19 protein-coding genes are annotated in these 21001 nt (G+C 73.2%); 7 read left to right on the top strand and 12 right to left on the bottom strand.

The features are described 5' to 3' along the window. Positions 1 to 16 precede the first annotated feature (16 nt). Entirely contained in the window at positions 17 to 769 is a 753-nt protein-coding gene (cobF, locus tag ACFVGY_RS26610) for a precorrin-6A synthase (deacetylating) (RefSeq protein ID WP_385681505.1), read from the top strand. Positions 770 to 775: 6 nt separating this feature from the next. On the opposite strand, the gene ACFVGY_RS26605 is transcribed toward cobF, so the two are convergent. Further along, positions 776 to 1936, bottom strand: a complete 1161-nt coding sequence (locus ACFVGY_RS26605; RefSeq protein ID WP_385681503.1) for an aminotransferase class V-fold PLP-dependent enzyme — start codon at positions 1934 to 1936, stop codon at positions 776 to 778. Positions 1937 to 2125: 189 nt separating this feature from the next. Continuing rightward, on the bottom strand, positions 2126 to 3880 hold the full coding sequence (locus ACFVGY_RS26600; RefSeq protein ID WP_385681501.1) for an endo-1,3-alpha-glucanase family glycosylhydrolase: 1755 nt from the start codon (positions 3878 to 3880) through the stop codon (positions 2126 to 2128). 231 nt (positions 3881 to 4111) lie between these two features. Between ACFVGY_RS26600 and ACFVGY_RS26595 the strand changes: the two genes are divergently transcribed. Further along, entirely contained in the window at positions 4112 to 4603 is a 492-nt protein-coding gene (locus tag ACFVGY_RS26595) for a hypothetical protein (RefSeq protein ID WP_385681499.1), read from the top strand. 121 nt (positions 4604 to 4724) lie between these two features. Here ACFVGY_RS26595 and ACFVGY_RS26590 read toward each other — a convergent pair whose 3' ends face one another. The 6 genes from ACFVGY_RS26590 to ACFVGY_RS26565 all read right to left on the bottom strand — a co-directional run bounded on the left by ACFVGY_RS26590 (position 4725) and on the right by ACFVGY_RS26565 (position 11604). After that, entirely contained in the window at positions 4725 to 5546 is an 822-nt protein-coding gene (locus ACFVGY_RS26590; protein ID WP_385681498.1) for a hypothetical protein, read from the bottom strand. A gap of 238 nt (positions 5547 to 5784) precedes the next feature. Next, on the bottom strand, positions 5785 to 8010 hold the full coding sequence (locus tag ACFVGY_RS26585) for an NADP-dependent isocitrate dehydrogenase (protein WP_385681496.1): 2226 nt from the start codon (positions 8008 to 8010) through the stop codon (positions 5785 to 5787). 257 nt (positions 8011 to 8267) lie between these two features. After that, a complete protein-coding gene (locus tag ACFVGY_RS26580) occupies positions 8268 to 8621 on the bottom strand; it encodes a DUF805 domain-containing protein (protein ID WP_385681494.1) in 354 nt (117 codons plus the stop codon). Positions 8622 to 9009: 388 nt separating this feature from the next. Continuing rightward, complete coding sequence (corA, locus tag ACFVGY_RS26575) at positions 9010 to 10092, bottom strand: magnesium/cobalt transporter CorA (protein WP_385681492.1); 1083 nt, start codon at positions 10090 to 10092, stop codon at positions 9010 to 9012. 84 nt (positions 10093 to 10176) lie between these two features. After that, positions 10177 to 10569 (bottom strand): molybdopterin-binding protein, encoded by a 393-nt coding sequence (locus ACFVGY_RS26570; RefSeq protein WP_385681490.1) that lies wholly within the window; start codon positions 10567 to 10569, stop codon positions 10177 to 10179. 9 nt (positions 10570 to 10578) lie between these two features. Continuing rightward, complete coding sequence (locus ACFVGY_RS26565; RefSeq protein WP_385681488.1) at positions 10579 to 11604, bottom strand: LysR family transcriptional regulator ArgP; 1026 nt, start codon at positions 11602 to 11604, stop codon at positions 10579 to 10581. 69 nt (positions 11605 to 11673) lie between these two features. Here ACFVGY_RS26565 and ACFVGY_RS26560 point away from each other — a divergent pair, with 69 nt between their 5' ends. The 3 genes from ACFVGY_RS26560 to ACFVGY_RS26550 all read left to right on the top strand — a co-directional run bounded on the left by ACFVGY_RS26560 (position 11674) and on the right by ACFVGY_RS26550 (position 15274). After that, positions 11674 to 12297 (top strand): LysE/ArgO family amino acid transporter, encoded by a 624-nt coding sequence (locus tag ACFVGY_RS26560; RefSeq protein ID WP_385681486.1) that lies wholly within the window; start codon positions 11674 to 11676, stop codon positions 12295 to 12297. 54 nt (positions 12298 to 12351) lie between these two features. Further along, complete coding sequence (locus ACFVGY_RS26555; protein WP_385681484.1) at positions 12352 to 13449, top strand: NUDIX domain-containing protein; 1098 nt, start codon at positions 12352 to 12354, stop codon at positions 13447 to 13449. Positions 13450 to 13705: 256 nt separating this feature from the next. Continuing rightward, on the top strand, positions 13706 to 15274 hold the full coding sequence (locus tag ACFVGY_RS26550; RefSeq protein ID WP_385681482.1) for a DHA2 family efflux MFS transporter permease subunit: 1569 nt from the start codon (positions 13706 to 13708) through the stop codon (positions 15272 to 15274). Between the two features lie 3 nt (positions 15275 to 15277). Here ACFVGY_RS26550 and ACFVGY_RS26545 read toward each other — a convergent pair whose 3' ends face one another. The 4 genes from ACFVGY_RS26545 to ACFVGY_RS26530 form a co-directional block, all read right to left on the bottom strand. Next, complete coding sequence (locus tag ACFVGY_RS26545) at positions 15278 to 16264, bottom strand: hypothetical protein (RefSeq protein WP_385681480.1); 987 nt, start codon at positions 16262 to 16264, stop codon at positions 15278 to 15280. A gap of 89 nt (positions 16265 to 16353) precedes the next feature. Further along, on the bottom strand, positions 16354 to 16890 hold the full coding sequence (locus ACFVGY_RS26540; RefSeq protein ID WP_385681478.1) for a cupin domain-containing protein: 537 nt from the start codon (positions 16888 to 16890) through the stop codon (positions 16354 to 16356). Beyond that, on the bottom strand, positions 16887 to 18104 hold the full coding sequence (locus ACFVGY_RS26535; protein WP_385681476.1) for a cytochrome P450: 1218 nt from the start codon (positions 18102 to 18104) through the stop codon (positions 16887 to 16889). The genes ACFVGY_RS26540 and ACFVGY_RS26535 overlap by 4 nt, the downstream gene beginning before the upstream one ends. A 16-nt stretch (positions 18105 to 18120) precedes the next feature. After that, positions 18121 to 19182, bottom strand: coding sequence for a type III polyketide synthase (locus ACFVGY_RS26530; protein ID WP_385681474.1), 1062 nt, complete (start codon positions 19180 to 19182; stop codon positions 18121 to 18123). Positions 19183 to 19406: 224 nt separating this feature from the next. On the opposite strand from ACFVGY_RS26530, the gene ACFVGY_RS26525 reads away from it, so the two are divergent. Next, on the top strand, positions 19407 to 20651 hold the full coding sequence (locus tag ACFVGY_RS26525) for a cytochrome P450 (RefSeq protein ID WP_385681472.1): 1245 nt from the start codon (positions 19407 to 19409) through the stop codon (positions 20649 to 20651). After that, positions 20648 to 20872 (top strand): acyl-CoA carboxylase subunit epsilon, encoded by a 225-nt coding sequence (locus ACFVGY_RS26520; protein WP_385681470.1) that lies wholly within the window; start codon positions 20648 to 20650, stop codon positions 20870 to 20872. The genes ACFVGY_RS26525 and ACFVGY_RS26520 overlap by 4 nt, the downstream gene beginning before the upstream one ends. Positions 20873 to 21001 lie beyond the last annotated feature (129 nt).

Genomic DNA, 21001 nt, shown 5'->3' with positions numbered 1-21001 from the left:
GGGGCAGAATAGCCGCGTGAAGAAGTTCTCAGTGATCGGCATAGGCGCGGGCGACCCGGACCACCTGACCCTTCAGGCGGTCCGGGCGATCGGCGCGGCGGACGCGTTCCTCATCCTGGAGAAGGGCGAGGAGAAGGCGGACCTGACCGGGCTGCGGCGGGAGATGCTCGCCGCGCACGCCCGCCCCGGGCACCGGATCGTGGAGGGCCGGGACCCGGACCGGGACCGGACCCCGGCCGCGTACGCGCCGACGGTCGACGGCTGGCGCAGCGCGCGGGCGGAGATTTTCGAGCGGTTCATCGCCGAGGACCTCGCGGACGGCGAGACCGGTGCGTTCCTGGTGTGGGGCGACCCCTCGCTGTACGACTCCACCCTCGCGATCATCGACGAGGTGCTGGAGCGGGGCCGGGTGGCCTTCTCGCACGAGGTCGTGCCCGGCGTGAGCAGCATCTCCTCGCTGCTGGCCCGACACCGCACCACCTTGAACCGGGTGGGGCGGCCGGTCCAGATCACCACCGGGCGGCGGCTGGCCGAGGGCTGGCCCGCGGACGCGGACGACGTGGTGGTGATGCTGGACGCGCGGCACGCCTTCACGGCCCACCTGGACCAGGACCTGTACATCTACTGGGGGGCCTACGTGGGTACCCCGGACGAGATCCTGGTGCAGGGGAAGCTGGCGGAGGTCGCCGGCCGGATCGAGGAACTCCGGACCGAGGCCCGTGCCCGCAAGGGCTGGATCATGGACACGTACCTGCTCAGGCGCGGCTGAGAACGGTCACTTCACCAGGGTCGGCAGGACGGCGGCGAGGCGTTCGTACTCCTCGGGGCGGTTGTAGAGCTGCCCGCACACGCGGATGCCGCCGCCGCCCGGCCACGGCCAGATCAGCACCCGGATGCCCTGCTCGGCGGCGATCCGCTCGCGCAGGGCGCGGGCTTCCTCCGGGGTCCCCGCCAGACCGGGCGGCAGCCGCAGGGAGCGCATGGCCAGGCCCTCGGTGTACGGCAGCGGGGTGATCCCCGGGAGTTCGGCGAGCAGGGCGGCGCCGTACGCGGCGAGCGCTGCGTTGTGGGCCCGGGCTTTGGCGGGGTCGAGCCGGTGCAGGAGGTCCAGGCCTTCGGGGGCGGCGAGCCAGCCGGTGTAGTCGGCGGTGGCGCGGTTCTCGACGGAGCGGGGGAAGCCCTGCGGGTCCTCCCAGGAGGGGACCAGCGCGCGGACCCGGCTGCGGTGAGCGGGGGCGACGGCGAGGACGGCGCTGCCGGAGGGGGCGTAGCCCCATTTGTGCAGGTTGCCGAACCAGAAGTCGGCGCCTACGGCGAGCGGGTCGGCGAGCATGCCGGGGGCGTGGGCGCCGTCGACGACGGTGGTGACGCCACGGTCGGCGAGGTCGGCGAGCAGCCGGGGCGTGGCGATGACCCGGGCGGTGGGCGAGCTGATGTGGTCGAGGACGGCCACCTTGGTCCGGGGTGTCAGGGCGGCGAGCACGGTCTCGCGGACGGCGTCCTCGTCGGGCAGGGACGGGTCCAGGGCCACGGTGGTGACGGGGGCCCGGCGGGCGGCGGCCGCGGTGACGGTGCCATAGCCGTGGTCGGTGACCAGGATCTCGTCGCCGTCGGCCAGCGGGACGGCGGCGAGGGCGAGGTTGGCGCCCTCGGTGGCGTTGGAGATGAACGCGATCCCGTCGGGCTCGGCCGCCAGGTGGGCGGCGATCCGGGTGCGGGCGGCGGCGATCCGGTCGGGGGCGGCGATGAAGAAGGCGTCGGGGTCGGCGTGCGCCTCGTCGCGCAGCGCGGCCTGGGCCTCCTGGACCGGGACGGGGACGGCGCCGAACGAACCGTGGTTGAGGTGGGCGATGCCCGGGTCCAGGCGGAACAGGCCGGGTCCGTCGGGGAACACGGGCGGGACGGCGTTCGGTGCGTCGCTGGTCGGCTGGGTCACGGATCCTCCGCGGAGTGGACGGTGCGGTCGTCTCCGGATCATCGGCGGCGGCGGGGCGGCCCGGAAGGGCCAATCCCGCCAGGGTGGCCCAGCTCCCGGCGGACGGCCACCGGGGCCGGTCGCGGGCGCGGGAGCCGTCGCAGCTCCCGGGCCGCCGCGGGACCGAGGGCCGGTCGCGGGCGCAGGGCCTCAGCTGCGGCCGCTGGTGACGGCGTGGTACTGGAGGTCCTGGACCGTGACCGTGCGCTGCACGGGCCGGGGCAGCTCCGCCCTGGCGCCCGTCTTCCCGCCGCGGACCACCGCCGCCGCGTTGGTGCCGGTCCGCAGCGGCAGCAGTGTGGAGTGGAGTCCGGCCGGGGCCTCGTGCGCGCCCGTGGCCGATCCCGTCCTGGTGCGGATGGTCGCCGGGGCCTTCAGGAAGCTGAGCACCTCCACCGTGTCGCGGGCCGCGGCGCTGCCCCTGCGCAGGGACATCACCAGGGACTGGTCGCCCGTGGGGTCGGCGGCCGCGAACTGGGTGCGGGCCGTGACGTACAGGGTGTCGCGGACGATCTTCGGCCAGCTGCCCGTCTTGAACCGGGTCAGGTAGTACGAGGTCAGGTCGAGGTAGGCGTGGCCGTTGTGCACGGACGGCGCGAACTGGGTGCCCTCGGAGTAGTCGTTCCAGGTGGTCAGTTGCACCCAGTCGGCCCCGTCGTCGATGGCGCGGGTCCAGGTGGTGCGCAGGGTGGCGGTGTTGCCGGCCTCGTCGAAGACGCCCTGGTTGGGGCGGACGTCCTGGACGGAGACGGGTTGCATCCACACCTTGCCCAGGTCGTGCGCCCGCCGCACGTCGCGGGCGGCGCCCTCCTGGCCGACGTAGCTGCGCGAGCCCCACTCGGAGAAGCCGTGGCTGATCGGCGCGAACCGCTCGTGGTGGGAGCCGAAGTCGAGGAAGGTCGGGACGAACGCGGTGCGGATGCCGTGGCGGGACTTCAGCAGGTCGATGAAGCGGCCCCACCAGGCCGGGTCCTTCTCCTCCGCCTTGAAGGGGGAGACGACGAGCCGGCCGTCGCCGAGGCGGTGGGCGGCGGGGGACGTGCCGAGGACGGCGACGGCGTCCGCGAGGACGGCCGGGTCGTCGGTCTTCAGCGAGGTCATGTCCGGCATCAGCATGATCTTGAAGCCGGGGTCGGTCGAACGGGCCGCCTCCATCAGGAGGTTGGCCCGGTCCCAGTTCTGCCCGCTGAGGGAGAGCAGGTCGAGGGTGAACCCGTCGAGGCCGGCGGTGCGTGCGGTGCGCACCTCCTGGCGGAGGTTGGCGAGCTCCCAGTCGCCGCTCTTGGGCTTGACGGGCAGGGGCCGGTCGCGCACCAGGCCGCCGTACCGCTCGTGCTTGCCGTTCTCGCCGTCGGGGTTCAGGTAGTTGCGGGTGTAGTAGTCCTTGTCCGCGCGCACGTTGTCGAGGGAGAGCGGGTAGGGGGTGAAGTAGTGCGCGAACACCAGCTTCCTGCCCGCGCCCGCCGCGGCGCGCAGGGCGGCCGGCTCGGGCATGTCGAACGGGAGGGCGCCCGCGGGCCGGTGGTCGCTGGTGTCGCCGGCGTCCGGGGCGGGGGCCGGGCCCTTGCCGTTTCCGGTGCCCCCCCGGGTCTTGCCGGGGGCGGGCGCCGCCCGTCCGCCGGAGCCCGAACCCGAATCGGAGCCGGAAGCGCCGGGTGCTCCGGGCGCGCCGGACCAGGGCTCGCCGATGCCGGGCACGGTGGTGTCCCGCCCGGCCCCGGCCGTGAAGGGGTCCAGCGCCATGCCGGCCGCGCAGACGCCGAGGAGCAGGAAACCGGACAGGAGCAGGGTCACCAGGGGCCGGCCGCGGAAGCCCCGCCGACGCCGGTGCGCGGCGCGCCGCTGCTCGGTTCGGGTTCCGGCCTGCCGTTGCGCGCGCCGGCCCGCTCTCCGGTCCGCTCTCATCGTGGCTGCCCTCCCTGGAATGTGCGTGGCCTCCCGGGCCGAAGAGCAGTAGAGCCGATCGACCGGCTTCCGGACAACCGTTCCCGCTGGCGCGTACAGCGCGCGGCCCGACTGTGTTACGTCGGACGCGGACGGGCGGATCGTTTCTCCGGATTGCGGTATTCCCCTGGTACTGCGTCAGAACTGGCGGATAATCGTCGACACGCGGCCCGAATCCACCCTTGGCCGCGCATGGACACGCATGCAATGGGGGGCATCGTGCCGATGAGGGAATCAGGCCGTGGCCGTGCCGGGACGCTCCCGGCGACGTCCGACGAACTGTCCAGGCTGCTCACGGCCGTCCGGCGCGGCCGGGTGCTGACGGTCACCGGGCGGTTCCGGGAACCACGGAGCCTGCTCGTGCGGGAGATCGCCGAGCGGCTCGCGTCCAACTTCTGCGACGGCGCCGCCGTCGTCCGCATCGACCGCTGCTTCGGCATCCGCGAGCTCACGGCGGCCCTGGGCTGCGTTCCGGGGATGGCGTTCCTGCCGTGCGGGGCGGCGAGCACCCTCTCGTGGCTCGCGGAGCGGGACGTGCTGCTCGTCCTGGACGGCGGCGAGTTCCTCACCCCGCAGGCGCTGGCCTGGCTCGGGGAGCTGCTCGCCGCGGCCCCGGGGGTGCGGATCCTGGCCTCCGGGCGGGGTCCGCTCGGCCTCGCGGGGGAGCGCGTCCACCGCCTCTGACGGACGGCCGCGGCCCGGGTTCCGGCCGGACCGACGGACGTACCCGGCGCGGTCCGGACGTACCCGGCGCGGTCCGGACGTACCCGGCGCGGTCCGGACGTACGGTCGTGCCCGGCCCCGGTCAGCCGCGGTGCTTGACGAGCACCCGCCGCAGCAGCCGGGCGGCCGCGCCGGCCTGCCGCGCCGGTACGGGCGGCACCGGCCGCCGGGCCCGGAGCTGCGCCCACACCACGTCCGGGCAGCGGCCCTGGGGACGGGACTTGAGGAACCTGCGGTACGGCACCACGCGGGGCTCCCGGCCGATCTCCACCCAGTGCGGGCGGCCGGACACCTCGTCCCAGCCCGTGTTCGGGATCCGGATGTGGTCGCGGCGCCCGTCCTTGTCCTTGCTGGTGATCTGCGCGACCTGGGCCGCGCCGGAGCCGGTCTCCAGCACCACGCAGTAGTGCCGCAACTGCCGCTCGGGGTCCTCCCGCAGGGGCACCATGGCCAGCCACACCTCGCCGGCGAGCGGGCGCGCCCCGCGCCGCTCGTCCCAGCGGCGCACGACGAGGTGGACGACGAGGGCCGCGAGCCCGGCCGCGAGGGCCTCGACCGGCGCCCGTACGTGCCACGGCTGCCCGGCCACCCGCGTCTCGGCGTACAGCACGGCCCCGGCGACGACGACCAGCAGGACGCCGGCACGCAGCAGGAACAGCCACCACAGGAACCGCCCGCCCCGCCCCGCCACGGCGGTGAGCAGGCAGACCGCGGCGACCGGGACGCCGTAGGCGACGGCCCACCGGCCTATGCCCGCCACCTCCAGCGGCGGGGTCTGCTCGGCCAGCAGGTCCGGCAGCAGGACGGGGAGGGCCAGCAGGCAGCCGACCAGCCCGACGACGTTGAGCAGCAGGTAGCCCGCGCAGCCCGTTCCCGCGCGGGACGTGTTGTCGCGACGTGCCACCAGGCCTCCCCCAGCTCCGGGCCGCACGCTAACGCACGCGCAACACCCGCGCCAGGGGCCACTGTTGGCCAGCGGTGGCTCAGCAGCCACGGGTCATCCGACCGTGCCGGAGCTGCTCGGGGCCGGGGCGACACACGGTGTCCGCGCGGGCGGATACGGGTCCGCCCCGGCCGGCGGCTGCCGACCGGGGCGGACCCGTGGATGACCTGCGGAGGCCTCAGAGCGAGGCCGCCGGGCTTCAGGCCAGGGTCGCGAGGGCCTGGTTGAAGGTCGCCGACGGACGCATGACGGCGGCGGCCTTCGCCGGGTCGGGCTGGTAGTAGCCACCGATCTCGGCCGGGGAGCCCTGGACGGCGATCAGCTCGCCGACGATGGTCTGCTCGGCCTCGGTCAGCGTCTTGGCCAGCGGACCGAAGGCGGTCGCCAGCGCCGCGTCGTCGGTCTGCTTGGCCAGCTCCTGCGCCCAGTACAGGGCCAGGAAGAAGTGGCTGCCGCGGTTGTCGATGCCGCCGACGCGACGGGTCGGCGACTTGTCCTCGTTGAGGAAGGTGCCGGTGGCGCGGTCGAGGGTGTCGGCCAGCACCTGGGCGCGGGCGTTGCCGGTGGTGGTGGCGAGGTGCTCGAAGGAGGCGGCCAGCGCGAAGAACTCGCCGAGCGAGTCCCAGCGCAGGTAGTTCTCCTTGACCAGCTGCTGGACGTGCTTCGGGGCGGAGCCGCCGGCGCCCGTCTCGAACAGGCCGCCGCCCGCCATCAGCGGGACGACCGACAGCATCTTGGCGCTGGTGCCCAGCTCCAGGATCGGGAACAGGTCGGTCAGGTAGTCGCGCAGGACGTTGCCGGTCACCGAGATGGTGTCCTCGCCGCGGCGGATGCGCTCCAGGGAGAACTTGGTGGCCTCGACCGGGGACAGGACCTTGATCTCCAGGCCCTCGGTGTCGTGCTGCGGCAGGTACGCGTTGACCTTCTCGATCAGCTGCGCGTCGTGGGCACGGGTGGAGTCCAGCCAGAAGACGGCCGGGGCGCCGGTGGCGCGGGCGCGGGTGACGGCCAGCTTAACCCAGTCCTGGATCGGCGCGTCCTTGGTCTGGCAGGCGCGGAAGATGTCGCCCTCGGACACCTCCTGCTCCAGGACGACGTTGCCAGCGGTGTCGACGAGGCGGACGGTGCCGGCCGCGGCGATCTCGAAGGTCTTGTCGTGGGAGCCGTACTCCTCGGCCTTCTGCGCCATGAGGCCGACGTTCGGGACGGAGCCCATGGTCGCCGGGTCGAAGGCGCCGTGCGCCTTGCAGTCCTCGACGACGGCCTGGTAGACGCCGGAGTAGCTGCTGTCCGGGAGGACGGCGAGGGTGTCGGCCTCCTGGCCGTCCGGGCCCCACATGTGGCCGGAGGTGCGGATCATGGCCGGCATCGAGGCGTCGACGATGACGTCGGACGGGACGTGCAGGTTGGTGATGCCCTTGTCCGAGTCGACCATCGCCAGGGCCGGGCCCTCGGCGAGCTCGGCCTCGAAGGAGGCCTTGATCTCGGCGCCGAGGCCGTGCGGGACGGACTCCAGGCCGTTCAGGATGGCGCCGAGGCCGTCGTTCGGGGACAGGCCGGCCGCGGTCAGGACCTCGCCGTACTTGGCGAAGGTCTGCGGGAAGAAGGCGCGCACGACGTGGCCGAAGACGATCGGGTCGGAGACCTTCATCATCGTGGCCTTGAGGTGCACGGAGAACAGCACGCCCTCGGCCTTGGCGCGGGCGACCTGCTCCGAGAGGAAGGTGCGCAGGGCGGCGACGCGCATGACGGAGGCGTCGACGACCTCGCCGGCCAGGACCGGGACGGACTCGCGCAGGACGGTGACGGCGCCGTCGGCGGCGACGTGCTCGATGCGCAGCGTGCCGTTCTCGGCGACGGTGGCGGACTTCTCGGTGGAGCGGAAGTCGTTCTCGCCCATGGTGGCGACGTTGGTCTTGGACTCGGCGGTCCAGGCGCCCATGCGGTGCGGGTGGGTCTTGGCGTAGTTCTTGACCGAGCCGGGGGCGCGGCGGTCGGAGTTGCCCTCGCGCAGGACCGGGTTCACGGCGGAGCCCTTGATCTTGTCGTAACGGGAGCGGATCTCGCGCTCCTCGTCGGTCTTCGGGTCGTCCGGGTAGTCCGGGAGCGCGTAGCCCTGGCCCTGGAGCTCGGCGATCGCGGCCTTCAGCTGCGGGATCGAGGCCGAGATGTTGGGCAGCTTGATGATGTTGGCTTCCGGCGTCTTCGCCAGCTCGCCGAGCTCGGCGAGGGCGTCGGCGATGCGCTGGCCCTCCTCCAGGTACTCGGGGAAGGAGGCGATGATCCGACCGGCCAGGGAGATGTCACGGGTCTCGACATTCACACCGGCCGTCGACGCGTAGGCCTGGATCACAGGCAGGAAGGAATACGTCGCGAGGGCCGGGGCCTCGTCAGTGTGCGTGTAGATGATGGTCGAGTCAGTCACCGGATGCTCCGCTCCACAGTCTGCGTCTCACGTCTGCAAGATTGCTCGACATCAAGATATCTCGTGATCGGGCAGGTCTGGACAGTCCCCTGCCCGATGCGTCGCGAGACGCTTGTCACCCCGGTGCCCGGTGCGGCGCCCTGACCGGCGGCTTCACCGGGCCCGGAGACGGCGAGAGCGCCGCTCCCGGCTGTCTCCAGCGGGGGCGGCGCTCAGGCGTTCGGACGTACCGGCCTGCCGGCCGGTGTACGGCCGGGTCAGGCCTGGAGGGCCTTCGGGTTCGGGCCGTACTGGTTCGGCTGCGGCTGGCCCTCGGTGGCCATCAGGACGATCAGCCAGATGCCGCCGATCAGCGGGACGAGGGATATGAACATCCACCAGCCGGACTTGCCCGTGTCGTGCAGGCGGCGGACGCCGACGGCCAGGGACGGGACGAAGACGGCGAGGAAGTAGATCCCGTACAGCAGCGGGTAGGTGCCGAGCGCACCGTCGACGACGGCGAGGATGATCGCGGCGGCCATGTTGAACAGGAAGAACATCCAGTACTCCTGCCGGCGGGCGCGGCCGGAGAAGACGGCGTACTTCTTCAGAACGTCGGTGTAGTGGTTCACAGAGTCCCCCCTGAGGACGGATCGACGGCCCGTCCTGGTGGAGCAAGCCGGGGCAGAACTTATGCCCCGCTTACGTCGCGGTCAAGCCACTTGCGGAGCAGCCGGAATGAGAGATTCCGGTGCCGTGGGCGACCAATCCCTCCGCCCCCGGGGGCCACTTGGAACGCATCGACGATCACAGGTCACACGGTGTGACGAAAGGCGGGTGACGGACGGCGCCTGATGGGGCACAAGTGCAGATTTACCCCGCTTCGCCGGGTCCGACCTCCGCGCCGCCGCGGGCCCGGCAACCGGCAGATCGCAGCCCGCCGTTGCCCACATCGTTACGCCACCGCGATCTCGCCGGGCCGGAGCGGCCGCTTCCGTGCCGGAGGCCCGCAACGGCCGGTCAGAGCCAACCGTTACGGCGGAATCCGCGGTGGATGAGGAAGCACGCCACCACCATCACACCGACCACGGCCGGATACCCGTACTTCCAGTGCAGTTCGGGCATGTGGTCGAAGTTCATGCCGTAGACGCCGCAGACCATCGTCGGCACGGCGACGATGGCCGCCCACGCCGTGATCTTCCGCATGTCCTCGTTCTGGGCCACCGTCACCTGGGCGAGATGGGCCTGCAAGATGGAGTCGAGCAGGGCGTCGTACCCGTTGATCTGGTCGGTCGCGCGCGTGAGGTGGTCGGCGACGTCCCGGAAGTACGCGCGCGCCTCCACCGGAACGGCCTGTATCGGCTGCGTGGCCAGCTGCTCCAGGGGCCGGGCCAGCGGGGCCACCGCCCGGCGCAGCTCCAGCAGTTCGCGCTTGAGCTGGTAGATGCGGCCCGCGTCGCCCCGGGCGCCGGTGTCGCTGAAGACGGCGGTCTCGACGGCGTCGATGTCGTTCTGCACCGCGTCCGTGACGGCCACGTAGTCGTCGACGACGTGGTCGGCGATGGCGTGCAGAACCGCCGCCGGGCCCTTGGCTAGTTGCTCCGGAGCCGCTTCCAGGCTCTCGCGGACCGGGCCGAGCGTGCCGCGGCCGCCGTGCCGGATGGTGATGACGAAGTCGTCCCCGGTGAAGACCATCAGCTCGCCGGTCTCCACCACCTCACTGGTCGCGGTGAGTTCCTCGTGCTCCACGTAGCGCACGGTCTTGAAGACGGCGAACAGTATGTCGTCGTAGCGCTCGATCTTGGGGCGCTGGTGGGCGTGCACGGCGTCCTCGACGGCGAGCGGGTGCAGGCCGAACAGCTTGGCCAGCCCGGCGAGCTCCTCCTGCGACGGCTCGTGCAGGCCGATCCACACGAAGCCCTCACCCGTCTTGCGGACCCGCCGCAGCGCCTCCTCGACCTCGGCGCAGCCGTCCTGCCGCACCCCGTCGTGGTAGACGATGCAGTTGACCACCGCGCTGCCGAGCGGGGAACGGGCCGGGTGGCTCAGGTCGACGGCCCGCCGGTAGCCGCGGCGCACCGCCCGGCGCAGGTTGCTGAACATGGACAACGGTGTACTTCCCTTCGGCGGATCAGCGGCCAGTCTGCCACCGCCGCCCGTCTTCCCCGCGCGTCCGCCCCCGCCGGGTCAGGCGCGGTCCACGAACACGCTCGTCGCCTTCACCCGGGCCACCGCCCGCGCCCCCACCTCCAGGCCCAGCTCCTCCACCGCCTCCCGGGTCAGCAGCGACACCACCCGGTGCGGCCCGGCCTGGATCTCCACCTGGGCGTCCACCGTGCCGAGCTTCACCGCGGTGACGATGCCGGGGAAGGCGTTGCGCACCGAGGTGTACGGGGCCTCCTCGGCCTCGGCCGCCTCCTGCGCGACCTGGACGCAGAACGCGGCGAGGTCGGGCCCGTCCACCATGCGCCGCGCGCCCTCCCGCCGGGTGGGGAACCGCTCGGCGTCCGCCCAGCGCCGGGCCGTGTCGACGCTCACGCCGAGCAGCCGGGCTGCCTGGCCGATCGTGTAGGAGTCCATGGCCGCAGCCTACGGGCCGGGCGGGACCTGCGGCGCCGCCCCGGGCAGGAGCTCCTCGGCCGCGACGGCCGCGACCACGTCCGCCACCCGTGACAGGGCCGGCGAGTCGAGCTTCCACTGCTGCCAGTAGAGCGGCACGTCCAGCGGGCGCCCCGGCACCAGCAGGACCAGGTCGCCCGACCGGAGCAGCGGCTCCGCCTGCGGCTGCGGCACCAGCCCCCAGCCCAGTCCGGCGGCGACCGCGTCGCAGAACCCTTCCGACGTGGGCACGTGGTGGCGCAGCGGACTGGCCCCGGCGTCCTCGTCGCCGGTCAGCGCGCGCAGGAAGACGTCCTGGAGCACGTCCCGCCGGTCGAAGACGATCACCGGCGCCCGGCGCAGCGCCCGTTCCAGGCCGGCCGCCCGAGTGGGCTCCCCCGCGCCGGCACCGCCAACCCCGCCGGTGTCGCCCGCCCCGCCCGCCCTGCCCGTGCCGGTCTCCGCCCCCGCCTCCGTGAGGTGGCGGGCGACGAACGCGGGGCTCGCCACCGGCAGGTACCGCGCCCGGCCCAGTCGCCGCACGGTGCAGCCCGCCACCGGGTCCGGGGAGGAGGTGACGGCCGCCATGACCTGGCCCTCCCGCAGCAGCGCGGTGGTGTGCGACTCGTCCTCCCGGTGCAGTTCGAAGAGGACGGGCGGGTCCTGCGGGACGCGGGTCAGGGCGGGCAGGAACCAGGTGGCCAGGGAGTCCGCGTTGACGGCGATGGGCAGCCGCACCGGCCCGCCCTCGTCCTGCGCCATCCCGAGCTCGGCCCGCGCGTCGCGCTCCAGGCGGGCCAGCTGCCGGGCGAAGCGGACCACGACCTGCCCGGACTCGGTCGCCCGGACCGGCTTGGTGCGCATGAGCAGCACCCGCCCGGTCCGCTGTTCGAGGGCCTTCACCCGCTGGCTGACCGCGGACGGGGTCACGTGCAGGGCGGCCGCGGCCGCGTCGAACGTGCCCTCGTCCACGACGGCGAGGAGGGTGCGCACCTGGTCCAGGGGAAGCTCGTCCATCACGAACGCTAAAGGTACGTAAAAATCTTTAGCTGTACTGCACACCACGCCGTTCATATGGTCGAACGCATGACACACGGCATCCTCGCGGCGGCTCTCGCCGGCTTCGGCACCGGACTCTCCCTCATCGTCGCCATCGGCGCCCAGAACGCCTTCGTCCTGCGGCAGGGGGTGCGCCGCCAGGCCGTCCTCGCCGTGGTCGCCATCTGCGCCCTCTCCGACGCCGCCCTGATCGCCCTCGGCGTCGCCGGCGTCGGCGCCTTCGTCACCGCCTGGCCGGCCGCGCTGACGGCGGTCGCCCTCGCCGGCGGCACCTTCCTGGTCTGCTACGGGGTCCTCGCCGCCCGCCGGGTGCTGCGGCCGGTCCCCGGCGCCGCCCTGGACACCGAGGGGGCCACCGCCGCCTCCCGCCGCCGGGCCGTCCTGACCTGCCTGGTCATGACCTGGCTCAACCCGCACGTCTACCTGGACACCGTGCTGCTGCTCGGCTCCCTCGCCGCCGACCGCGGCGACCTGCGCTGGGCCTTCGGCATCGGGGCGGGGCTGGCCAGCCTGATCTGGTTCACCACCCTCGGCTACGGCGCCCGCCTGCTCAGCGGCCTGCTCTCGCGCCCCAAGGCCTGGCGGGTGCTGGACGGCCTCGTGGCGGCGACCATGGTCACCATGGGCGGGATGCTGCTGGCCCGCGCCTGACCGCCGGTGGCGGGGTACGCATAGTCCTGCTTCCGCACGACCACAGGAGCCGCCGTGCCCGACACCCCGTCCGACCGCCCGTCCGACCGCCCCTCCCCCGAGCAGGTGCGCGCGTACTACGCCGCCCGCTCGGCCCCGCTCGTCGCCGCCACCGGCCTCGTCCTGGACGGCACCGGGCGGGTCCTGGTCCTGACCCCCTCCTACAAGGCGGGCCGGGAGCTGCCGGGCGGCACCGTCGAGGGCACCGAGACCCCGGAGGAAGGCCTGGCCCGCGAGCTGAAGGAGGAGCTGGACCTGAGCGTTCCGGTCGGCCGGCTCCTCGCGGTGGACTCGCGGACCCCGGGATCCCTCGGACGCTCCCTCGTCGTGCACGTCCACCTCGTCGGGCCGCTCTCCCCCGCGCAGGCCGCCGTGCTCTCGTTCCCGGACGGGGAAGTCTGCGAGGCCCATTGGCTCGCGCCGGAGGAGGCGTACGCGGTGCTGCCCGCGCGGATCGCGCCCCGGCTGCGCGCCGGGCTGGCCGCCCTGCGCACGGGCTCGATCGCCCACCTCGTCGACGGCGTGCCCCAGCCGGGCTCGCCGGCCGGCCTGGACCCGGAGCGGCGTACGGCGCTGGAGCACGCGGGCCTGTTCGACGCGGCGAGCCACCGCGCCGCCCGCCCCAAGGCCCTGACCGCGGCGAGCGTGCTGTGCACCGACGGGGCGGGCGGGATCCTGCTCGTGGAGCCCGCGTACGGCAAGCCGGGCCGCTGGAACCTGCCCGGCGGCGGGATCGACAGCGACCTCGGCGAGACCCCGCGCGCTGCGGCCCGGCGGGAGGCGCACGAGGAACTCGGCCTCGAACTGGAGCCCGGCCGGCTGCTCGGCGTCAACTGGGCCCACAAGCCGGGCTACCCGGCGCGGATCCGCTTCCTCTACGACGGCGGGGTCCTGGACGCCGGCACGCTCGCCCGGATCCGGCTGGCCCCCGGCGAGCTGCTGCGCTGGCGGACGGCGGCCCCCGGGGAGCTGCGGGGCCTGGTCAAGCCGAGCCTGCGCCGCCAGATCGAGGCCTGCCTGCGGGCGCGTGCGGAGGGCACCGGCCCGCTGGAGCTGCACGCCGGCCGCCCCGCGGACGCCGGCGAGGGCGGAGCGGCCGCCCGGAAGCGGTAGGGGCCGCGCCCGGCGGCGGGACGAACCGGCGGGACGAGCCGGCAGAAGCGCGGGCACGGGGTGACGAGTCGGCGGGGCGCAAGCCGGCGACGGTCCGGCCGGTGGCGGGAGCGGGCGCCCGCTGGTCCATCCGGGCGGCCCCGTGGCGTGGCGACGTGCGGGCGGCGGGCCCGTCTCACGCATCGTCGAAGCAGACAGTCCCCCCACCGCCCCACGCTCTCGCCTGCGAGAACGAGCGGAACCCATGGAGTCCACCATGTCCGCAGAACCGACCGGCTCGGCCCCCGGCCCGGGCTCCACCCCCGGGCACGGCACCGGGCCCGGAACCGGACCCGCCACCGGCACCGCCCCTACCGCCGGCCCCGCCGCCCCGCCCGATCCGCGCCGCTGGTGGGTCCTCGCCGTCATCGGCCTGGCCCAGCTGATGGTCGTCCTCGACGCGACCATCGTGAACATCGCCCTCCCCTCCATCCAGGACGACCTGGCGTTCTCCGACCACCAGCGCCAGTGGGTGGTCACCTCCTACGCGATCGCCTTCGGCAGCCTCCTGCTGCTCGGCGGGCGCCTGGCCGACCTGATCGGACGCCGCCGGGCCTTCCTCATCGGCCAGCTCGGCTTCGCCGCCGCCTCGGCCCTCGGCGGCGCGGCGGCCACGTTCGGCGTCCTCGTCACGGCCCGCACCCTGCAGGGGGTGTTCGCGGCCCTGTTGGCCCCGGCCGCGCTCTCGCTGCTCACCACGACCTTCTCGGCGCCCGCCGAACGTGGCAAGGCCTTCGGCGTGTTCGGGGCACTGGCCGCGTCCGGGGGAGCGGTGGGCCTGTTGCTCGGCGGGGTGCTCACCGAGCACCTGAGCTGGCGCTCGACCCTCTACGTCAACGTCCTGTTCGCGGCCTTCGCCGTCACCGGCGGTGTGCTGCTGCTGCGCCGGACGACCCCCACCGCCCCGCCCCGGCTGGACCTGCCGGGCACGGTCCTGGCCTCGTCGGGTCTGTTCTGCATGGTCTACGGGCTGGCCACGGCGGGCCCCCACGGCTGGCGGTCGCTCCAGCCGCTGGGCCTCCTGGCCACCGGCGCCGCACTGCTGACCGCGTTCACCTGGTGGCAGCGGCGCAGCCCGCACCCCCTGCTGCCGCTGCGGATCGTGCTCGACCGGGTCCGGGCGACGGCCCTGATGTCCGTGTTCATCACCGGTGTCGGCATGTTCGGGGTGTTCCTGTTCCTGACGTACTACCTCCAGCACACCCGTGGGTACGGCCCGGCCAGGACCGGCCTGGCGTTCCTGCCGATGTCCGGGTGCACCATGCTGAGCGCGATCGGCAGCAACCTGGGGCTGCTCGGCACGGTGGGCGGCCGGCCGCGCATCGTCACGGGCATGCTGCTCGCGGCCTGCGGGATGGCCTGGATGACGAACCTGTCGGCCTCGGGCCCGTACGCCGTCGAGGTGCTGCCCGGCCAGGTCGCGACGGGGCTCGGCATGGGGCTGATCACGGCGGCCGCCATGAACCTCGGCACGGCGGGCATCGACCCGCGGGACGCCGGGGTGGGCTCCGCGACGGTCAACGCCATGCGGCAGGTCGGGGGGTCGGTCGGAACGGCGCTCATGAGCACCCTGGCCGCCGGCACCGTCACCCGCTTCCTGGAAGGACGGCAGCCCGCGCCGGAACTGATGGCGCGGGCTGCCCTGGAGAGTTACCACACGGTGTTCACCGCCTCGGCGGCGATCTTCACCGCCGGGGCCGTGCTGACCCTGTTCCTGCTGCCCGGCGGCCTGTCCGTGGAACGCGCGCACGGCGCCCCGGGCGGCCGCCGTCCGTCAGGACCCTGAGCCCTAGGGGCGCGACGGACGCCCGGGCGCCGCCGCCTCCTCGGGGGACTGGGGGGAGGAGGCGGACGGCGCCGCGGGGGCGGCACCCTCGGGAGCCGCGGGCGTCGCCGGGTTCGCGGGGGTCGCCGGGTTCGCCGGGGTCGCCGGGTTCGCGGGCGTCGCCGGGTTCGCGGGCGCCGGAGTCGTGGCCACCGTGCAGTTCGCGATCGAGCTGCGGACCCGCTCGCCGGTCGAGAAGTGCTTCATCTTGCAGGAGTTGGTCCCGAGTCCGCCGTCGACCTGGCCGTAGCCGGGGCCGATGGTCAGGACGGTGTCGTCCTGACCGCGGACCTTGTCGTTGCCCGGGCCGCCCTGGACGACGCCCGCGGACTCCGCGCCCACCGACTTCGGCTCGATGACGTCGTGCTCGCTGCCGCCGAGGATCCGGCCGCCGAGGTCGACGTTGCCCGTGCGGATGGTGTCGCTGCCGTCGTTGCCGAACACCTGGCCTCCGCCGCGCTGGTACTCGCCCGGCTCGCCCAGCACGCTGCCCGTGGTGATCTTGTCGGCGCCGTGGTCGCCGTAGACGGTGGCGCCGTGCGCGGCCGTGCCCACGACCAGCGCGGTGATGATGGCGTCGTCACCCGCGCCGCCGCGCACGGACGAGTTGCCGTTGCGCGGGTAGAGGTTGTTGACCTGGATGGTGTCGTCGCCCTCGCCACCGAGCACCTGGGAGTCGACGACCATGCCCTTGACCCGGATGTTGTCGTTGCCGCCCATGCCGTCGATGATGACGTTCTCGACGTCGTTCTCGCACAGGATCGTGTCGGCGCCCGACGTGCCTCTCACCACCGTCATGCCGGACCGGGCCTCGACACCGTTGATGTAGCACCAGTAGGACGGCAGGGAATCGGCGGCCTGGGCCGGGCCCGCCGCCAGCGCGGCAGCGGCGACGACCGTGCCGGCCAGGGCGTACGTGGCGGTGCGAAGTTTGCGGCGAGTGCGCAGCATGAATTCTCCCGAGCGTGGGGGTGGGTGGTGGTGAGGGGTGCATACGTGACGCGTGAGGTGGTGCGTGGTGCGTCGTGCGTGGTGGTCGGTCAGGGCAGCTCGTGGCGCAGCGGCGTGAGCTGCTCGATGTCGTAGCGGGACCGCAGTTCGCTGATCGCGGCGGGATCCGGGGAGGCACCTGCGTCGAGCAGGGCGAGGAGCTCCTCGAAGTACCGCTCGTGGTCGGGTGGCGGTGAGGCCTGGAAGAACATGCGGGCCGGCTGGCCGGTCGGGTTGGCGAAGGCGTGCGGACAGCCTGGCGGGACCACGATCACCGTTCCGGGGGTGGCCCGTACGACCTGGCGCCCGTCGAGCGACTCCCAGTGTCGCCAGTCGTCGCCGCTGCGCACGCGCGGCTCGAACGCCATGACGTCGAGTTCACCCTCCAGGACGTAGAACAGTTCTTCGCTGCGCACGTGCCGGTGGGCCCCGACGTCGAAGCCGGGCGGGACGACGACCTCGAAGCTGGAGGCCACCGTGGAGTGCTCGCCGGTGACCTTGAAGGTGACCTGCTGGGCGTCGGTGTACAGGGTGCGCCCGTGGCCGGGTGGGACCAGCAGGCCGTCACGGGCCACGTGCGCGGTCATGACCAGGTCACCGGCAGGCCTTCGGGGCCGCGGATCAGCGCCCCCGGCCGCCAGCGCAGTTCGTTCAGGGGGACGGTGAAGCGCGCGTCCGGGAAGCGGTCGAGCAGCGCGTCGACGAGCAGCTCGGACTCCAGGCGGGCGAGCATCGCGCCGGGGCAGAAGTGGGGGCCGTACCCGAAGGAGACGTGCGGGTTGGGGCTGCGGTCCAGGTGCAGCTCGTGGGGGTCGGGGAAGACGTCCGGGTCGCGGTTGGCGGCCAGGTAGGAGACGTACACGGCCTCGCCGGCCCGGATGCGGTGGCCGGCGAGGGTGACGTCCTCCAGGGCGATCCGGGAGAGCCCCACCGCGTTGCGGTGCGGGATGTAGCGCAGCAGCTCGTTCAGGCCCGCCGGGCGCAGCGCGGGGTCGTCGCGCAGCTTCTGCATCAGGTCCGGCCGGGTGAGCAGGATGTAGACCATGTTGCCCACGTTGTTGGTGACGGCCTCGCCGCCGATCTGGATGAGCAGGCCCAGGCCGGTCGCCTCCTCCAGCGTGACCTCGCCGTCCCGGACCGCCTTGTCGAGGAGTCCGATGACGCTGTCGTCGTGCGGGACGTCCCCGGAGCGCAGGCGTGCGGCCAGGTAGGCCAGCGCCTCGTCCTTCGCGCGCTCGCTGCGCTCGGCGCCCTGGGCGGAAGAGAGGATGAGCGTGGTCCATTCGTGGACCACGGGCCGGTCCTCCTCGGGTACGCCCATCAGCTCGCACACGACGGCGAGCGGGAAGGGCGCGAGGAGGCGCTCGGTGAGGTCGACGGGCGGGCCGTCGGCCAGGATCTGCTCGACGAGGCCGTCGAGCATCTCCTTGGCGCGGCGGCGGAGCCGCTCGACCCCGGTGGTCGTGAACGCGGCTGCCACGGTGCGGCGCAGCCGGGTGTGGTCGGGCGGGTCCTCGAAGCCGACCGCGCCCGGTGCGGGGATGAAATGGGGGGCCAGCCGGGTGACGTCGTGTTCGGCGACCAGCTTGCGGCTGAACCGGGGATCGTTGGCCACCATCCGCACGTCGTCGTACCGGCAGACGAGCCAGGCCCAGCCGGACCCGTTGGGGAGGCGGATCCGGGTGACCGGCCCCGCCTCCATCAGGCCGGCGAGGACGGGGTCGAAGTCGACCCCGTCCAGGGCCGGGGTGGGCCAGTGCGTGATGGGTGGCCGTGCGGTAGCGGGGCCGTCCTTCAGCATGCTTCGGATTCCTCCCTCACCCGGTTCCTCGTTGCGAGGTCCAGCTGCCCAGTGAGATCTCTGCGGTGATGCCCGGACCGAACCCGGCCAGCAGGCCCTTCGCGGCGTCGGCCGTGCGGTTCTCGTCGAAGAGTCGGCGCAGCGCGTCGAGGACGACGGCGCTGGCGATGTTGCCGTACTCGGTCAGTGTGGCCCGACTGAAGCGGAATGCCTCGGGTGCCACACCGAGGTACTTGCTGAGGTCGTCCAGGATGCGCGGACCGCCCGCGTGGATGATGTAGAAGTCCAGGGCGGCGGCGTCCCATCCATGGGCCTTGGCCAGTTCCTTGAGGGACGGGGCGAGCGGCTCCATGGTGCCGGGAACGCGCCGGTCCAGCTTGAAGTGGAACCCGGTGGACTTGACGTCGTACATGATCCAGTCCTCTGTCCGAGGGATGATGTACGAGCTGTTGCGGTGGATCTTCATGCCCGTGCCGCCGCGGCCGCGGACGACCGCCGCACCGACGCCGTCGCCGAAGAGGCCGTTAGAGAGCAGGTTGCCGACCTCCAGGTCGCTCGGCTGGTAGCACAGCGAGCAGAGCTCGCAGGAGACGATCAGGGCGTTCGCCTCGGGGTACGCGGTGCAGAAGTCGTGCGCCCGGTTGACCGCCGCACCGCCTGCCGCGCAGCCCAGCTGGGCGATGGGCAGCTGCCGGGTGTCCGTCCGGAAGCCCATCTCGTTGATCATCCACGCGGTGAGCGAAGGCATCATGAAGCCCGTGCACGACACGTAGATGATCATGTCGATGTCCTTGGCGCGCAGTTGCGCGTCCTCCAGCGCCTGCCGCACCACCGCGGGGACCCGCGCCTTGGCCTCGGATTCGTACACGGCGTTGCGCGATTCGAAACCGGGGTGCTTGAGGGTCTCCTCGATGGGCTGCACGATGTGCCGCTTCGCGACGCCGGTGTTCCGGATCAGGCGCAGCGCCAGTTCGAGCTGCGGATGGTCCGCGTGGACGGACCGGCACAGGTCGAGGGTCTGCTCCATCGTGATCACGTGCTCGGGTACGGACACCGTTGGCCTGCACAGAGTCGCCATGGGTGGCTCTCCTTTCGTGTCTGACACAGCCTCACGGACCCCGGGCCGATGCGCGCGCGGGACTACGGCGTTGGTGACATGGGCCAATCCGGTGACGCTGTCGGAGGAAGGCAGCGACCGGCGTGGCGAACGGGAAAGGATGGGCTGGTCGATATGTCCGTGGAAGTCGGTTTTCCGCGGGATCGCGCCACGGGGGGTGCCATCCACGCAGGGAGATGTGAACGATGACGTCAGAGCCGCACACGGCCGTGGAGCCCGGGACGGGCCCGGACACGGACGAGACGGTGCACTTCTGGAGCCTGGACGACTTCGAGGCCCTCGAGTTCGACCCGTTCCTGCACGACCGGCTGAAGGAGAAACGGGCCGCCCGGATCCAGCTGCCGTTCGGCCAGGGCAGCGCGTGGCTGATGTCCCGCTACAGCGACGTCAAGGCGGCCACGACCGACCCCCGCTTCAGCAGGGAGGAACTGGTCGGCCGGTCGGTGACCGCCTCCTCCCCGCACGCGATCGCCTCGCAGAAGGCGTCCCTCAACTACGCCGACCCACCGCGCCTGAACAACATGCGCCGGGTGGTGGCGCGGGCCTTCACCGGCAAGGCGATGAACAGGCTCCGCCCCACGGTGCAGAAGACCCTCGACGGCCTCCTGGACGCGATGGAGCGGCACGGCTCGCCCGCGGACCTGGTCGAGCACCTGCACGGCCCGCTCCCCCTCGCGGCCGTGGCGGACCTGCTGGGCATGCCGCAGGAGATGCGGGCGGACATGACCTCCTGGGCGAACGTGGCCATGACGCCGGGGCCGGCCCCCGCCCAGAGCGTGGACGCCCTCAAGACGGTCCGCGAAACGATCGTCGCCCTGCTCGACATGCGCCGCAAGAAGCACGGCGACGACCTCGCCGGTGTCCTCACCGCAGCCGCCGAGGCGGGCGAGATCACCGACGACGAAGCCGTGTCCCTGGCCACCGCCATCCTGGTGAGCGGTGCCCACGCGGTCCGCAACAACAGCGCCAACATGGTGTACGCCCTGCTCACCCATCCGCAGCACCTCGAACGGCTGCGCGCCGAGCGCCAGCTGATCCCCCAGGCCGTCGACGAACTGCTGCGCTTCATCCCGCACCGCAGCGGAGTGGGCCTGCCGCGGATCGCGATGCGGGACGTGGAGATCGCCGGCGTCACCGTCAAGGCGGGCGAGGCGGTCTACTCCTCGTACCTGGCCGCCAACCGCGACCCCGAGGTCTTCCCCGACCCCGACACCCTGGACTTCGACCGGGGCCCGATCGTCCACATGGCCTTCGGCAACGGCCCGCACCACTGCGTCGGCTCGATGCTGGCCCGGATGGAGTCCGAGCTCATGCTGGCCACCCTGCTCGACCGCTACCCGCGCCTCGCCCTGGCCGTCCCGCCCGAGCAGGTCGAATGGCAGACCGGCGGGCTGATCCGCGGTCCCAAGTCCCTCCCGGTGTCCTGGTGATACGCCGGCACCGGATCAGGGTGGTCAAGGGCCGCCCCGACCACATAGAACTGGCGGCCCTCACGGCCGCCCTGATGGTCCTGGCGCGTACGGGCGCGATGGCCGTGCCGCGTCACTCGACCCGGCGCCACCGCGCCCACTGGGACCGCAACCTGCCGTCCCTGACCGACCATCCCGTGCACTCCTGGCGCTCCCGTCCCGCCTCCCCGTTCACCCACTGAGGGTGACGGGGCCGGGCGGGTCGACCGCCGGGCCCCGGGGGGGGGGGCGCGGCGGGGGGGGGGGGCCCGCCCCCGCGGGGGGGGGGGGCGGCGGGGGGGGGCCCGCGGGGCGGGGGGGGGGGGGGGGCC

Origin of the sequence: Streptomyces sp. NPDC127106, from assembly GCF_042677605.1 — a bacterium.
Taxonomy (GTDB): domain Bacteria; phylum Actinomycetota; class Actinomycetes; order Streptomycetales; family Streptomycetaceae; genus Streptomyces.
Note: the sequence above shows the minus strand (reverse complement) of the source record. Positions and strands in the feature narration are given on the sequence as shown.